Origin of the sequence: Tissierella praeacuta DSM 18095 (assembly GCF_900128955.1) — a bacterium.
GTDB classification, from domain to species: Bacteria; Bacillota; Clostridia; order Tissierellales; family Tissierellaceae; genus Tissierella; species Tissierella praeacuta.
This window is the reverse complement of the sequence record NZ_FQTY01000004.1, coordinates 57,338-72,398: the sequence shown is the minus strand read 5'-3', so window position 1 is coordinate 72,398 and position 15,061 is coordinate 57,338. Positions and strand designations below refer to the sequence as shown.

Genomic DNA, 15,061 nt, shown 5'->3' with positions numbered 1-15,061 from the left:
GCAAATGAAGAAATATTGTGAATAATCCGTCTTTAAAATTTGACCCTTTCAAACATTGACTTTCGTTCCAATATTTCATATACTTAAATAGAAACAGAATGTCATAAAGTACTAATGTGTTAATTGACAAAATGTTAAAATTTTTACAACCAATATAAGTTTTTATAATATAAAGGAGGTTTATATATGGCAAAATTAATGAAGACCATGGATGGAAATACTGCTGCCGCTCATGTAGCTTATGCTTTTACTGATGTAGCTGCGATCTATCCTATTACACCATCTTCAACAATGGCAGAATTAGTAGATGAATGGTCTGCCAATGACAGAAAAAATATATTTGGACAGGAAGTATTAGTTACAGAGTTGCAATCTGAAGCGGGAGCGGCAGGAGCTGTTCACGGATCATTATCAGCAGGAGCATTAACTACTACTTTTACAGCTTCACAAGGTTTATTACTTATGATTCCAAACATGTATAAAATGGCAGGAGAATTGTTACCAGCTGTATTCCATGTTTCAGCTAGAGCTTTAGCAGGACATGCACTTAGTATATTTGGAGATCATCAAGACGTTATGGCAACTCGACAAACAGGATTTGCATTACTTGCATCAGGCTCAGTTCAAGAAACAATGGATCTAGCAGGTGTTGCACATCTTTCTGCTATAAAGGGGAGAGTTCCTTTCTTACATTTCTTTGATGGATTTAGAACATCTCATGAAATACAAAAAATTGAAGTAATGGATTATGCGGATTTAGAAAAATTAATTGATTATGATGCTCTTAATGAATTTAGACAAAGAGCATTAAATCCAGAAAGACCATATACAAAGGGTACGGCTCAAAATCCAGATATTTATTTCCAAGCAGTAGAAGCTGCTAATCCATACTATGATAAGATAGTAGATGTAGTTGTAGAATACATGAATGAAATAAATAAAATAACTGGCAGGGATTATAAACCTTTCAATTATTATGGACACCCAGAAGCTGAAAGAGTAATAGTTGCTATGGGTTCAGTTACTGAAACTATAGAAGAAACTATAGATTACTTAATGGCAAAAGGAGAAAAAGTAGGAGTTATTAAAGTTCATTTATATAGACCTTTTGCACCAAAATACTTCTTTGATGTATTGCCTAAGACAGTAAAAAAAGTAGCAGTATTAGATAGAACTAAGGAAAAAGGTGCTATTGCTGAGCCATTACATCTAGATGTTAAGAACATATTCTATGATTCAGATATAAGACCAGTTATTGTTGGTGGAAGATATGGACTTGGTTCAAAAGATACTACTCCATCACAAATATTAGCTGTATATGAAAATTTAAAAGCTGATCAACCAAAAGATAGATTTACTATTGGTATAGTAGATGATGTAACTAATTTATCATTAGATACTAAAGAAATTATAAAAACAGAACCAGAAGGAACAATTAGATGTAAATTCTGGGGATTTGGTTCTGATGGAACAGTTGGAGCTAACAAATCTGCTATAAAAATCATTGGTGATGATACTGATATGTATGCTCAAGGATATTTTGCATATGACAGTAAAAAATCAGGTGGAGTTACTATTTCTCACTTAAGATTTGGACATAAACCAATTAAATCAACTTATTTAATTACAGATGCAGACTTTGTATCTTGTTCAAAACAATCCTACGTATATCAATATGATTTACTTAGAGGATTAAAAGATGGAGGAACTTTCCTTCTAAACTGTACTTGGAGTCCAGAAGAATTAGATAAACACCTTCCAGCATCAATGAAGAAATATATTGCAGAACATAATATTAATTTCTATACAATAGATGCTACTAAGATAGCTGTGGAAATAGGCTTAGGCGGAAGAACTAATATGATAATGCAATCAGCATTCTTTAAATTATCAGAAGTATTACCAATAGATGAAGCAATTGAACACTTAAAGAAATCTATAGTTTCTGACTATGGTGCTAAGGGTGAAGAAATTGTTAAGATGAACTATGAAGCAGTAGAAAAAGGTATTGATGCTTTAGTTAAGATAGATGTTCCAACATCATGGAAAGATGCAAAAGATGATGTTGTAAATGATACTAAAGAAGTACCAGAATTCATTGAAAAAGTATTAATTCCAATGAATAGACAAGAGGGAGACGATTTACCAGTAAGTACTTTTGTTGGTAGAGAAGATGGATCCTTCCCACATGGAACATCAGCTTATGAAAAACGTGGTATTGCAGTAGATGTACCTCATTGGATTAAGGAAAATTGTATCCAATGTAATCAATGTTCATTTGTTTGTCCACATGCAGTTATTAGACCATTCTTATTAGATGAAGAAGAAAAGAAAAATGCACCAGAAGCATTTGAAACATTAAAGGCTACAGGAAAAGGATTAGAAGAGTATGGATTCCGTATGCAAATTTCTCCATTAGATTGTACAGGATGTGGAAACTGTGCGGATGTGTGTCCAGCTAAAGAAAAAGCTTTAGTTATGACTCCATTTGAAGAAGAATATGAATCTGAAGCTAAGAACTGGGAATATGCTATGACAGTTAAAGCTAAAACAGATGTAATGGATGCATATAGCATTAAAGGTTCTCAGTTCCAAGAGCCACATCTTCAATTCTCAGGAGCATGTGCTGGATGTGGAGAAACTCCATATGTAAAATTAATCACTCAATTGTTCGGAGATAGAATGATGATTGCTAATGCTACAGGTTGTTCATCAATCTGGGGTGGTTCTGCACCATCTATGCCATATTGTAAGGGTCAAGATGGAAGAGGACCATCATGGGCAAATTCATTATTCGAAGACAATGCTGAGTACGGATATGGTATGGCAGTAGCTGTTACACAAATGAGAGATAAGCTTGAATTATTAATGAAAGAATTTATTGAATTAAATATAGATGAAGAATTAAATGGATATTTTAATGCTTGGATAGAAGGTAAGAAAGATGCAAAAGCTTCAAAAGCAGCAACTGGCATGATTTTACCAAGATTAAGTAAAGAATTATCAAATGCAAGAGGAAAAGAAATTCTTTCCGAAATCGAAGAACTAAAGGATTATTTAGTTAAGAGATCAATGTGGATATTTGGTGGAGATGGCTGGGCTTATGATATAGGATTTGGTGGACTTGATCATGTTCTAGCATCAGGAGCAGATGTAAATATATTAGTACTAGATACTGAAGTATATTCAAATACTGGTGGTCAATCATCTAAGGCTACACCAACTGCAGCAGTTGCTAAGTTTGCAGCATCAGGTAAGAAAGTAACTAAGAAAAACTTAGGTTTAATGATGACTTCTTACGGATATGTTTATGTGGCTCAAGTAGCTATGGGTGCTAATATGAATCAACTTATTAAAGCCCTTAAAGAAGCAGAATCCTATGACGGACCATCTATAGTTATAGCTTATGCACCATGTATTAACCATGGTATTAGAGTTGGAATGGGTAAAACAATTAAGCAAGAGAAGAAAGCTGTAGATACAGGATACTGGCATTTATTTAGATTTGACCCAAGACTTAAGGAAGAAGGAAAGAATCCATTTACTCTTGATTCCAAAGAGCCAACAGAGTCATTTATGGACTTCATCAACTCTGAGGTTAGATATACTTCATTAAGAAGAACATTCCCAGAGACAGCAGAAGAGTTATTTAAAGCAGCTGAAGCAGATGCTAAAGCAAGATATGAACAATATAAGAAATTAGCACAACAATAATTACAAATAAAAGAATATAAAGAAAAAAGGTTATGGGGACGCCCATAACCTTTTTGTATGTACATAAACAAGCTAATATACGAATATGATATTATAATAAGTTAAAAAAATTAGTAATATAAGGCTAAATTTGGTACAATATTAAAGGTAAGGAGATTACATAAGGAGTGGTTTATTTGAAAAAGGAAGAAATACAGAAACTATTTAAGAATAAATCTTTTAGTAAAATATTATTAGATGAACCAATGAAAAATCATACTACATTTAAAATTGGTGGACCAGCGGATTTAATGGTCATTCCATCTAGTGAGGAAGAACTAATAAAAGCAATTAAGCTATCAAGAGAAAATAATATAGATTTTTTAATTATGGGTAATGGCAGTAATCTGCTTATTAAAGATGGTGGGATACGAGGTGTTGTAATCAAGATAAATGAAGGATTTAATGGAATAAAAGTAGATAATACTACAATTTATTGTCAAGCTGGAGCATTATTATCTACTATTAGTAAAACAGCTTTAAAACATAGCTTAAAAAACCTCGAATTTGCATCTGGTATACCAGGTACTATAGGAGGAGCAATTACAATGAATGCTGGTGCTTATGGTGGAGAAATGAAGGATGTAGTGACTACAGTTAGGGTATTGGATAAAAATAATGAAATTAAGGAATATACAAATGCAGAGATGAACTTTAGATATAGAAATAGTAGAGTATGGGATGAAGGTTTAATAGTTCTTAGCGTAGAATTAGGTTTAGAGAAAGGAAATTATTCAACTATTGAAGAAATAATGAAAGATTTGACATATAAAAGAACATCAAAGCAACCCCTTGAACTGCCAAGTGGAGGAAGTACATTTAAGAGACCAGAAGGGTTCTTTGCAGGAAAATTAATTGAAGATGCAGGACTTCGTGGATTGAGGCACAGAGGAGCTCAAGTTTCAGAAAAACATTGTGGTTTTGTAGTAAATGCTGAAAATGCTACTTGTAAGGATGTATTATATTTGATATCTGTAATACAAAAAGTGGTGAAGGATAAATTTAATGTAGAACTTGAAACGGAGATAAAGTTATTAGGAGAAGATTAAATGATAAAACTAATAGGGGACTATCATACTCATACTATTTATAGTAGTGGGTTTAGAAAAAAAGGTAAACATGCAACAGGAACTATTAGGGATAATGCAGAAGCTGCTTTGGGCAAAGGGCTTAAAGAAATTGCCATAACAGAGCATGGACCTTCTCATTATCTTTATGGTGTTAGGAAGAAAAGAATTTTTCTTATGAGGGAAGAAATAAATAGATTGAATGAAGAGTTTATACCTAAGGGATTAAAAATTTTACTTGGAGTAGAGTCTAATCTAATAGGATTAGATGGGACAATTGATATAGATGAAAAACTTTTCAAGTATATTGATTTTTTAATAATGGGATATCATTATGGAGCTACTCCAAAAAATTTAAAGGATGGCATAGGACTTTATGTATTAAATCCAATATCCAAACTACTTCCTTTAGGTAAGGAAAAGGCTAAGGAGTTGAATACTAAAGCATATATAAAAGCTTTAGCAAGATATCCTATAGACATGGTTTCACATCCAGGTTCCAAAGCAAAAGTTGATATTGTAGAGTTGGCAAAAGAGGCAATCAAATATGGTACAGCTTTAGAGATATCTGCAAAACATAGTCAATTATCTGTAGAAAGTATCAAGAAACTACTAGATATGGATGTTGTTTATATGGTAAATAGTGATGCTCATAGACCAGAAGATGTAGGAAATGTTGAAAAAGCTATAAGAAAAGCAATAGAGGCAAATCTACCTCTAGATAGGATAAAAAATATTGAGATAAACTAATGAGGTGTTTGTATGGAGTTTTTAATAATTACGGGTATGTCAGGAGCTGGTAAGTCTCAAGCTATGAAAGTAATGGAGGATATAGACTATTATTGTATGGACAATTTACCTCCGGCACTTTTAACAAAGTTTGCAGAACTATGCTCTGAATCTAAAAGAGCAATTAATAAAGTTGCTGTAGTAGTGGATATTCGCTCTGGTGAATTCTTTGATGATTTATTTAAAGGATTACAAGAACTTAATGATAGTGGAATAAAATATAGAATACTGTTTTTAGATGCAGCAAATAATGTATTGATAAAGAGATATAAGGAATTAAGGCGTCCACATCCATTAAATCCAGAAGGCAGTATAATTGAGGGGATTAAAGAGGAGAGGGAGCTTTTAGAGAATGTAAAAAAGAGGGCAGATTATATAATAGATACATCTAATTCCACTTTAGGTATGCTAAAGGAAGAAATGTCAAAAATATTTCTAGAAGGGAAAAAATCTAGAAATATATCCCTTTCTATAATCTCCTTTGGTTTTAAACATGGGACATTATTAGATGGAGATTTAATATTTGATGTAAGGTTTATTCCAAATCCTTTTTATATTTCAGAACTGAGGGAGTTTACAGGAGAAGATGAAAATGTAAGGGACTATGTATTTAAATGGCCTGAAACCAATATATTTATATCCAAAGTTATAGATATGCTGGAATTTCTAATTCCTCATTATACAAGGGAAGGAAAAACCCAATTGATTATAGGAATAGGATGTACTGGAGGAGTCCATAGGTCTGTAGCCATAGCTAACGAAATATCTAAAACCTTAGAAATAAATGGTCATAGAGTAGCAGTAAGCCATAGGGACTATAGATTAAAATAAAGGGGAATATTTATGAAAGATTTTAAATTAGATAAGGAATTATCTTTAGCACCTAAATTTGTAGTTATAGGTGGAGGTACAGGACTTTCAATATTGCTTAGAGGTCTTAAAAAGTTTACATCAAATATTACGGCTATAGTTACTGTAGCAGATGATGGCGGAGGTTCGGGAAAACTTAGGGAAGATCTTGGAATGCTTCCACCAGGGGATATTCGTTCTTGTTTATTGGCTCTTGCCAATACGGAGCCTACCATGGAAAAACTTTTACAGTATAGGTTTACAGAGGGAATATTGAAGGGGCAAAACTTTGGTAATTTATTCATAGCTGCTATGAATGAGATATATGGTAGTTTTGAAAAAGCAATAAAAGAAGCGAGCAATGTATTAGCTGTAACTGGTAAAGTCCTTCCTATGACTTTAGAAGATGTAAAGCTTTGTGCTGTTTTAGAAAATGGGGATATATTAAAAGGAGAATCCCATATTCCACTGGATGCAATAAAAGCAGGTAGTAAGATAGATTATATATATACCGATCCTAAAATATCTTATCCTTTAGAAGAATCTGTAGAGGCTATTAATGAGGCCGATATAATAGTCTTAGGGCCTGGAAGTTTATATACCAGTGTAATACCTAATCTTCTAGTAAACAATATAGTAACTACAATATATAATGCAAAGGCACCAAAGGTATATATTGCAAACGTAATGACTCAACCTGGTGAAACAGATGGATATGATGTATTAGATCATGTAGAAGCTATACTTAATCATAGTACATTAGATTTTTTAGATTATGTAATAGCTAATACAGAGGAAATCCCCATTGATACCTTAGAAAAGTATATAATGGATGGCTCAAAGCCAGTATTAATGGGATCAAGGGATGAAGAAATATTAAAGTCTAAAGGTATAAAATTAATAGGAGAGAATCTGGTAAATATTAGAAAAGATTATATTAGGCATGATAATATTAAACTTAGTAAATTATTAATGGAAATAGCTAAAAAAGAAAAATAAGCAGAAATGCTTATTTTTTCTTTTCTTCTATTAATCTAGATATTATATTTCCAGCAGTTTTCTTAGTCAAAGTATCATAGTTTACTTGATAATTTAACTCCCCAGCCAATTTTTTTATGGTTTCTACTTGTCTAGGAGTAGGAGGTTCTTCTTGATAAGTTGGATAGCTTTCCTCTCCATCAGTCACAATACCATCTTCAATGGATAACTCTTCAATAGCGGTCATTCCAACATTGGTTAAATCTCTAAGGACACGAGCTTTTGCACGAGTAGATGCCATTCTAATTAAATGTGGAACTAAGGCTGAATTAACAGAGTTAGGAGAAGCATCTCCTATGTCTTGAAATCTTTCCTTATCAGTAGTTGCCACAGCTTTACATATGGCAGTCATATTATTTTCCTTAGTAGGTATTTGAATTATTTCTACTTCTAAGGATACAAGATTTTTCTGATGAGCTAAATCAAGAAGACCTTCATAAGTTACAAAAGATTTTCCTTGAAGATTTATAATAAAATTTTCATTTACTGTCATAAAATCACCTCTAAATATATATTTCCCTTAGAATAATAAAATAGTCATTTATGAGTATAGATAGTGCTGGATAATTATGGTAATATTATATCATATAGATGAAAAATTTTATTGTATATTTATATTGGTAAAAGAGTATAAGGGGAAATTAAATGATTTTTAAAAAAATAAAAAACCCAGAATTAATCTGGGTTTTATCATTACTTGGTTAAATAAGCAATTCCAAGTTTAATTGTATTTTCAATTGCCTCAATATGAGTCCTTTCAAAGCTATGAGAAGCATCAACTCCAGGGCCAATTAAACCAACTTTAAAATCATGTCCTGCTCTAAGAGCTGCCGAACCATCAGAGCCGTAATATGGATATATATCTATTTTATAATTCAAATTTTCTTCTTGAGCCAAACCAATAAGTCTTTTTCTTAATTCATAGTCATATGGTCCAGAGCTATCCTTAGCACAGATTGTAACTGAAAATTCATCTGATGTTTGACCTTCTCCAGGAGCTGCCATATCTATTGCTATAAACTCAAAAGTTTTTTCTGGAATAGTTGCAGCTGCTCCGTGACCTACTTCCTCGTAATTGGAAATAAAGAAATTAGTTGTATAATTAGGTTTTATATTGTTATCTACTAAATGTTTAGCTATGCCAAGTAGAGATATAACTCCAGCCTTATCATCTAAATGTCTTGATTTAATAAACCCTGATTCTGTGACCACAACTCTTGGGTCAAGATATACAAAATCTCCTACATTTATGCCAAGATTCAGGATATCTTCTTTAGAGGAAACCTTTTCATCTATTCTTATTTCCATATTATCAGCATTTCTTTCTACTGTTTTAGTTCCTTCACCATGAACATGGGATGAAGCCTTAGTAGTCATTATAGTACCAGTGTAAGTTTTTCCACCTAAAGTTTCAATAGTTACATGTTCACCTTCAACTGTATTCCATACATATCCACCTAATTGAGTAATTTTAAGTCGCCCATTTCCTTTTATTTCCTTTACCATGGCACCTAAAGTATCTACATGGCCAGATAATGTTACTTCTTTATCTTTATTTTTTCCTTCTATAGTTGCAATTAAAGCACCTTTTGTAGTTCTTTTTGTTACTATTCCTAGTTTTTTAAATTTTTCTTCTACGAATAATACTGCTTTTTCAGTATTACCAGTGGGACTTGGGATTTTTAATAATTCTTCTAAATTTTTAGTTATATATTCCATATTATAATACCCCCTTTAAAATATCTATGTATATATTATATTGTATTATAAATATAAGTCAAAATCATTTAGCAAATCTAGTAATAATATAGTATAATTGAATTAATACGGTTTCTGAAAATAATTTAATTAATATATTGGGAGTTGGTTCTAGTGATAGAAGAGGTAAGTTCTGGAGGTGTTGTAATATTTGGCAATACAATATTACTTTTAAAAAAATTTAATGGTGATTGGGTCTTACCTAAGGGCAAAGTGGAAAAGAATGAAAGTATAAAAGATGCAGCACTAAGAGAAGTATTAGAAGAATCAGGTGTGAAAGCTGAAATAATTAAGTATATAGGTATGGTACATTATAAATATAAGAATTTAAAGGAAGATGAGATGGTTTATAAGACCGTTCATTGGTATCTAATGAAAACAAATAGTATGGATTGCACTCCTCAGAAAAAAGAAGGATTTATTGATGCTTTATTTGTTCATATAGATAAGGCCAAAGATTTAGTAAGGTATCAAGATGAAAGAAATATAATAGTTAAAGGATTAAATATTTTGCAATCTTAAATAATGGGGTGATTTGATGTCATTTTCTGCAACAACTAAAAATGAATTGTCAAGAATACCTTTGACTAATAGATGTTGTTCTATAGCAGAGTTAGCAGCTCTTGTCAGAATGAATGGTACTATACAAATATCAGGAATGAAAAAGATAAACTTAAAATTTACTACTGAAAATGCCGCTATTGCCAGAAGAATATTTTCATTACTAAAGAGCATTTATGATACTGATGTAGAAGTTATGGTAAGAAGAAATAAACAACTTAAGAAAAATAATAATTATTTGATAGTGATAAATAATAAAGAAATATCTAAAAAAATATTAGAAGATGTAGGATTTATTAAGGGAGAAGCCAGTTTCTTTAATCCTAACTTTATGATTCCAAGGGAAATAATAAAAAATAGATGTTGTAAACGGTCCTATATCAGAGGTGCCTTTTTAGGAGGAGGTTCAACTAGCAACCCAGAAAAGACCTATCATTTAGAATTTGTCACTAGCAATGAAGAACATGCAGTAGATTTATCTAATGTAATTAATTCTTTTGGATTAAATTCAAAGATAGTAACAAGAAAAGAAAATTACGTAGTATATATTAAAGAAGGTGAGCAGATAGTAGATTTATTAAATATTATTGGAGCCCATCAAGCACTGTTAAAACTTGAAGATATTCGTGTTTTAAAAAATGTAAGAAACAATATTAATAGAATAGTAAATTGCGAGACTGCCAATTTAGGAAAGACCATAGATGCTTCTATGAGGCAGGTGGAAAGTATTAAGTATATTCAGAATACCATTGGTTTAAATAAATTACCGGCTAACTTACGGGAAATTGCAGAACTTAGATTAGAATATAATGAAGCAAGTTTAAAGGAACTTGGTATGATGCTTGACCCCCCAGTTGGGAAATCAGGAGTAAACCATAGATTTAGAAAAATAGAAGAACTAGCAGATAAATTGAGAGGAGATAGAGAAAATGTCTAGTATAATAGTTACAAATAACCCATATGTCTATGAAAAATATAAGGATAAGATGGAAGTAATCTATAAGGATAATTTAAATTATATACAAATTTTAGAATTCCTTAGGGATAAAATTCATGAAGGTCATCAATTGCTTACACATCCATTATCGGGAAGTGTAAAACCAAATGAAACACCTTATAAAACCATTATGATTTCTAAAGAAAAAGGCAATTTAGATCAGCAAGGTATTTTAATAGTTGAAGAAAGTATTGCTACAGCAAAAAAATTCCAATCCAACAAACCCACTCCTGACTGGACTGAAAGGGTATTGGATGATTTTAGAGTTATAGACTTGTCCTTAATAGAAAACGTAATTGATAAATTAGGACATAAATAATCCATAGGTATTTTATCCAGCTTAATTACTTAAATCTATTCGTTACCTTGATTTGGTTTATAAGATATAAATCAGTAGTCCTTTAGGACTGTATACTTTCGTATAGATTTGATTAGGTCATAAAAAAGATTTCCTTATATATAGGGAAATCTTTTATTTTATGATAGAATATATCTATAAGAGAGACAATGGAGAGGGATATTTTATGAATTATGAGAATAAGTTTGTTCACTTACATGTGCATACGGAATATAGCCTATTAGATGGTTCTATTAAAATAGAGGATTTAATCTCTAGAACAAAGGAATTAAATATGGAATCTATTGCTATAACTGATCACGGTTCTATGTTTGGTGTTATAAAATTTTATAAAGAGGCTAAAAAGCAAGGTATCAAGCCAATTTTAGGCTCTGAAGTTTATGTAGCAATTAATAAACATACTGATAGAGAGCCAAAGGATAAAAATCAATATCATTTAGTACTTCTTGCAGAAACTAATGAAGGATATCAAAATTTAATGAAAATAGTGTCTGAAGGATATGTAAATGGATTTTATTATAAACCTAGAGTAGACCATAGTATACTTAGAAAGTATAGTAAAGGAATAATAGCATTATCAGCTTGTTTAGGCGGAGAAGTATCACAACATATATTGAATAATAATGTAGAAAAGGCAAAAGAAATTGCTTTAATATATAAGGAGATATTTGGAGAAAATAACTTTTTTCTCGAATTACAGGATTATGGACTTGAACAGCAAAGAATGGTTAATAGAGAGCTAATAAAAATATCTCAAGAAACAAATATACCTTTAGTTGCTACTAATGACGTTCATTACTTAAAGAAGGAAGATGCTGTAGTCCATGATGTGCTATTATGTATTCAAACAGCTAAAACAGTCGATGAAGAAGGTAGGATGAAATTTCCTACAAATGAGTTTTATCTAAAATCTCCAGAGGAAATGAATAATATATTTAGTAACAATAAAAAGGCATTAGAAAATACTGCATGGATTGCTGATAGATGCAATGTAGAACTGGATTTTAGCACCTTACATTTACCAGAATATAAGGTGCCAGAAGGATTTACCAACGAAGAATATTTAAGATATCTTACTATAGAGGGACTCGAGAAAAGATATAAGGATATTACCGAGGAAATAAAAGATAGATTTAATTACGAATTTAATACTATTATTCAAATGGGATATACAGATTATTTTCTAATAGTATGGGATTTTATAAAATTTGCTAAAGATAATGGAATAATGGTGGGACCTGGACGGGGTTCTGCTGCTGGAAGTATTGTATCTTATGCTTTGGGTATTATAGATATAGATCCCTTGGAGTATGGACTTATATTTGAAAGATTTTTAAATCCTGAGAGAGTATCCATGCCTGATATAGATATAGATTTTTGTTATGAAAGACGAGAAGAAGTTATCCAATATGTAGTTGATAAATATGGAGTAGATCATGTTGCACAAATCGTTACCTTTGGTACTATGGCAGCACGTGGTGCCATAAGAGATGTAGGCAGAGCCTTAAATATGTCCTATGGGAAAGTAGATTTTATAGCTAAACAAATTCCTATGGAGATAGGAATGACAATATCAAAGGCTTTGGAAGTAAATAAAACTTTAAGGGACAGTTATTATGATGATGAAGAAATTAAAAATCTTATAGATTTGGCAAAGGCTGTGGAAGGACTACCTAGACATACATCTACCCATGCAGCAGGAGTAGTTATATCTAAGGCACCTTTAACAAATTATGTACCCTTATTAAGAAATGGAGAAGCAATAGCTACACAGTTTAATATGATAGAGCTAGAGGAGCTAGGTCTATTGAAGATGGATTTTTTGGGACTTAGAACCTTAACTGTAATAAGAGATGCAGTTAATTTAATAGAGAAAAACCATAAGATTAAAATTGATTTTGAAGAAATAAATTATGAAGATCCATTGGTTCTTGAAATGTTTGCTAAGGCTGAAACATTGGGAATATTTCAGTTCGAATCTCCTGGGATGAGGGCGTTTTTGAAGGAGTTAGAGCCAAATGTATTTGAAAACCTTATAGCTGCCAATTCTCTTTTTAGACCTGGACCTATGAATCAAATACCAACATTTGTTGCATGTAAACATGATACATCGAAGATAGAATACCTTCATCCAAAGCTAGAACATATTCTAGATGTTACTTATGGATGTATAGTTTATCAAGAACAGGTAATGCAAATAGTTAGAGATATTGGTGGATATTCCATGGGCAGAGCCGATTTAGTAAGACGTGCCATGGGTAAGAAGAAAATGGATGTAATGGAAGAAGAAAGAAGAAATTTCATCTATGGTCAAGTTGATGAAAATGGAAAAGTTCTTTTATCTGGAGCTATAAGAAATGGAGTAGATGAAAAAACAGCTTCAAAGATTTATGATTTAATGATAGATTTTGCTAATTATGCTTTTAATAAAAGCCATTCTGCTGCATATGCAGTAGTTGCATATAGAACTGCTTGGCTTAAATTTTATTATCCAGTAGAGTTTATGGCAGCCCTTATATCTTCTGTAATGGGGAATACAAGCCAAGTATCTCTATATATTCAAGAATGTAAAAGATTGGGAATAGAAATATTAGCACCTGATGTAAATGAATCTTATAATAAATTTACTGTTTCAGAAGGTAAAATTAGATTTGGACTTTCAGCTGTTAAAAATGTAGGTGAAAACTTTATAAAGGCAGTAGTAAAGGCTAGAGAAACAGGAAAATTTAAAGGATTTACAGATTTCATTGAGAGAATAGAAAAGATAGATTCATCTGTAATGAATAAGAGAGCAGTTGAATCTTTGATTAAATGTGGAGCAATGGATAGCTTAGGAGGAAATAGGGCACAATTATTGTCTGTATTTGAAAAAACTATAGATGGAATTCATGCTGACAGAAAGAGAAATATAGAAGGGCAATTTTCAATATTTGATACAGTAGATGAAAATATTTCTAAAGATCATTTACCTGATTTAAAAGAGTTTCCACAGAATATATTACTTACAATGGAAAAAGAAATGGTGGGAATGTATCTATCTGGACATCCACTAGAATCTTATAAATCTGAAATTGAAAGAGTATCCACTATTACCACCTTTGATTTAATAGATAATGAAGAAGAAATGAGCGGGGAATTAAGTGGAGTAAAGGATGGAAAGAAGATAGTTATAGGTGGTATAATTGTTGAAAAGAAGAATATGATAACTAAAAATAATAATATGATGGCATTTATTACACTAGAAGATTTATTTGGTACTATTGAATGCATAGTATTTCCAACTACCTTTGATAGATATAACAAATATTTAAAAGAGGATGGAATAGTTGTCATAGAAGGTAAAATTAGTATATCAGAAGTAGAAGAACCTAAAATAATAGTTGAAAGAATATCTGAGTTAAATATATATAAACGAGGAAAGCTATATCTAAAGATATCTTCTAATAGTGCTTCTAATACTTTTGAAAAATTAAAAGGAATTCTAAGAAATTATAATGGAGATACGCCAGTATATGTATATCTAGAAAGAGAAAAGAAAACTGTCATAGCAGATAGAACATTATGGATTGACGTAAATAGTAGTAAGGCTATTGAAGAGTTAAAAAACTTCCTAGGGGAAGAATCAGTAAAATTTATATAGATTATTTTAATTCTAAATTCTCAAAAGGAGTTGCTTTAATATGTGGACAGCCGTTTATATGGCTACAGGATTAGATAATGCATATGAAGTAGAAAGAAAACTTAAAGCAGAAGGATTTTTAGTAAAAATAAAATATTTTGCTCAAGAGGGTGAAGAAGAACTTTATGAAATATTAGCCCCAGAATTTGAAGCAGAAGACATACAAAATGCAATGATTGAATTAGGAATAATTTAATTGTAAATAAGGGGGA

The 15,061-nt window shown here is 31.4% G+C and carries 12 protein-coding genes; 10 read left to right on the top strand and 2 right to left on the bottom strand.

Features of this window, described 5'->3' with window-relative positions; all coding sequences use genetic code 11:
* Positions 1 to 186 precede the first annotated feature (186 nt).
* From nifJ to BUB33_RS06295, 5 genes are all read left to right on the top strand, one after another.
* Positions 187 to 3,714, top strand: coding sequence for a pyruvate:ferredoxin (flavodoxin) oxidoreductase (gene nifJ, locus BUB33_RS06315; protein ID WP_072974453.1), 3,528 nt, complete (start codon positions 187 to 189; stop codon positions 3,712 to 3,714).
* A gap of 176 nt (positions 3,715 to 3,890) precedes the next feature.
* Positions 3,891 to 4,802: a UDP-N-acetylmuramate dehydrogenase gene (gene murB / locus BUB33_RS06310; protein WP_072974451.1), complete on the top strand. Its 912-nt coding sequence runs from the start codon at positions 3,891 to 3,893 to the stop codon at positions 4,800 to 4,802.
* On the top strand, positions 4,803 to 5,570 hold the full coding sequence (locus BUB33_RS06305) for a PHP domain-containing protein (protein WP_234949998.1): 768 nt from the start codon (positions 4,803 to 4,805) through the stop codon (positions 5,568 to 5,570).
* 12 nt (positions 5,571 to 5,582) lie between these two features.
* Positions 5,583 to 6,440 (top strand): RNase adapter RapZ, encoded by an 858-nt coding sequence (gene rapZ / locus BUB33_RS06300; protein ID WP_072974449.1) that lies wholly within the window; start codon positions 5,583 to 5,585, stop codon positions 6,438 to 6,440.
* A gap of 12 nt (positions 6,441 to 6,452) precedes the next feature.
* Positions 6,453 to 7,457, top strand: coding sequence for a gluconeogenesis factor YvcK family protein (locus BUB33_RS06295; RefSeq protein ID WP_072974448.1), 1,005 nt, complete (start codon positions 6,453 to 6,455; stop codon positions 7,455 to 7,457).
* Between the two features lie 10 nt (positions 7,458 to 7,467).
* Here BUB33_RS06295 and BUB33_RS06290 read toward each other — a convergent pair whose 3' ends face one another.
* Together BUB33_RS06290 and BUB33_RS06285 are read right to left on the bottom strand one after the other, a co-directional pair.
* Positions 7,468 to 7,989: a hypothetical protein gene (locus BUB33_RS06290; RefSeq protein ID WP_072974447.1), complete on the bottom strand. Its 522-nt coding sequence runs from the start codon at positions 7,987 to 7,989 to the stop codon at positions 7,468 to 7,470.
* 200 nt (positions 7,990 to 8,189) lie between these two features.
* Positions 8,190 to 9,215: a M42 family metallopeptidase gene (locus BUB33_RS06285; RefSeq protein WP_072974445.1), complete on the bottom strand. Its 1,026-nt coding sequence runs from the start codon at positions 9,213 to 9,215 to the stop codon at positions 8,190 to 8,192.
* 153 nt (positions 9,216 to 9,368) lie between these two features.
* Here BUB33_RS06285 and BUB33_RS06280 point away from each other — a divergent pair, with 153 nt between their 5' ends.
* The 5 genes from BUB33_RS06280 to BUB33_RS06260 all read left to right on the top strand — a co-directional run bounded on the left by BUB33_RS06280 (position 9,369) and on the right by BUB33_RS06260 (position 15,045).
* Positions 9,369 to 9,776, top strand: a complete 408-nt coding sequence (locus BUB33_RS06280; RefSeq protein WP_072974443.1) for an NUDIX hydrolase — start codon at positions 9,369 to 9,371, stop codon at positions 9,774 to 9,776.
* Positions 9,777 to 9,792: 16 nt separating this feature from the next.
* Positions 9,793 to 10,752 carry a DNA-binding protein WhiA gene (whiA, locus tag BUB33_RS06275; RefSeq protein WP_072974441.1) on the top strand — a complete coding sequence of 320 codons (960 nt, stop codon included), beginning with the start codon at positions 9,793 to 9,795 and terminating at the stop codon, positions 10,750 to 10,752.
* Positions 10,745 to 11,131, top strand: coding sequence for a GrdX family protein (locus tag BUB33_RS06270; RefSeq protein WP_072974439.1), 387 nt, complete (start codon positions 10,745 to 10,747; stop codon positions 11,129 to 11,131). Before whiA ends, BUB33_RS06270 begins: the two co-directional genes overlap by 8 nt.
* A gap of 205 nt (positions 11,132 to 11,336) precedes the next feature.
* A complete protein-coding gene (locus BUB33_RS06265; protein WP_072974785.1) occupies positions 11,337 to 14,810 on the top strand; it encodes a DNA polymerase III subunit alpha in 3,474 nt (1,157 codons plus the stop codon).
* 40 nt (positions 14,811 to 14,850) lie between these two features.
* On the top strand, positions 14,851 to 15,045 hold the full coding sequence (locus tag BUB33_RS06260; RefSeq protein ID WP_072974437.1) for a hypothetical protein: 195 nt from the start codon (positions 14,851 to 14,853) through the stop codon (positions 15,043 to 15,045).
* The last annotated feature ends 16 nt before the right edge of the window (positions 15,046 to 15,061 follow it).